Source organism: Halorubrum sp. SS7 (assembly GCF_005435055.1).
Taxonomy (GTDB): domain Archaea; phylum Halobacteriota; class Halobacteria; order Halobacteriales; family Haloferacaceae; genus Halorubrum; species Halorubrum salinarum.
Window position 1 is genome coordinate 1 of the sequence record NZ_SGXV01000163.1, and the last position, 854, is coordinate 854.

An 854-nucleotide genomic window follows, 5' to 3' on the forward strand; every position below is an offset into this window, starting at 1 on the left:
CGACACCCGTTGAGGAAGTAGAAGACGACCGTCGCGTTGAGCGCGGTTCGTTTGTTCGCATCGACCGAGGGGTGATTGGCGACGAGGAGCCGGAGGAGGTGATACGCCTTCTCGTGGATGGTGTCCGGTGCGGAACCGAAACTGCCCTCCTCGACGTAGTTCAACGCGAACTCGACGTCACCGGGGTTCCGAACACCGGGGGGAGTGTCGGGATACTCCGCGACGATGTCGTCGTGGATGGCGACGACATCCTCGACGGACGGGTACCACAACGAGTCGGTCATTCGCTCCAATCTCGATACTACACCGGTGTAGCTGTTGCTATGATGAGACGGGAGAGTGATGTCAGAAATCTCTTTTTTTCAGGACGCCAATCTCGACCGTCTCACGCCTGAAAGGTCTCGTCGTTCGACGGTCGAACCAGCGCCCGTCGCGCCAGTCTCGTTCTAATCGAATGACTGCGACGGGGTAGTGGCTTCTTTCAGAGGGAGAGCGTTACGATTTTGAACGAAAGTGCGGCTCATGTGTCGACTTTTCAGGATCGCGGCGGAACACTGCTCACACCCATGGACCTGACGGAGGGGGCAGTTCGGGAGATCTGTACTGACGCGGTTTTCGAACGCGGGGAGAGGTACCTCGCTGAGGACCGTATCCTCGATATCCATCGCATTGACACTACTGTAACCGCCGTCGTGAGCGGCAGCCGTCAGTACGACGTGCGTGTCGACCTCGCGGTCAACGGCTTCGACCCGTGGTGCGACTGCCCGTATACCGGACCGGAGGCGTGTAAGCACGTCGTCGCCGTGTTGCTTCGATGCGCGGACGACTGCCCTCCGGACGAGGGCGATCGGCTC

General features: G+C 59.8%; 2 protein-coding genes. One reads left to right on the top strand and one right to left on the bottom strand.

The features are described 5' to 3' along the window. Positions 1-284 (bottom strand): type II toxin-antitoxin system death-on-curing family toxin (locus EXE44_RS17345; RefSeq protein ID WP_137718002.1); only part of this gene is annotated, 284 nt, incomplete at its 3' end. A 282-nt stretch (positions 285-566) separates the two neighbouring features. Between EXE44_RS17345 and EXE44_RS17350 the strand changes: the two genes are divergently transcribed. Next, on the top strand, positions 567-854 hold a 288-nt coding region (locus EXE44_RS17350; protein WP_342764973.1), incomplete at its 3' end, for an SWIM zinc finger domain-containing protein.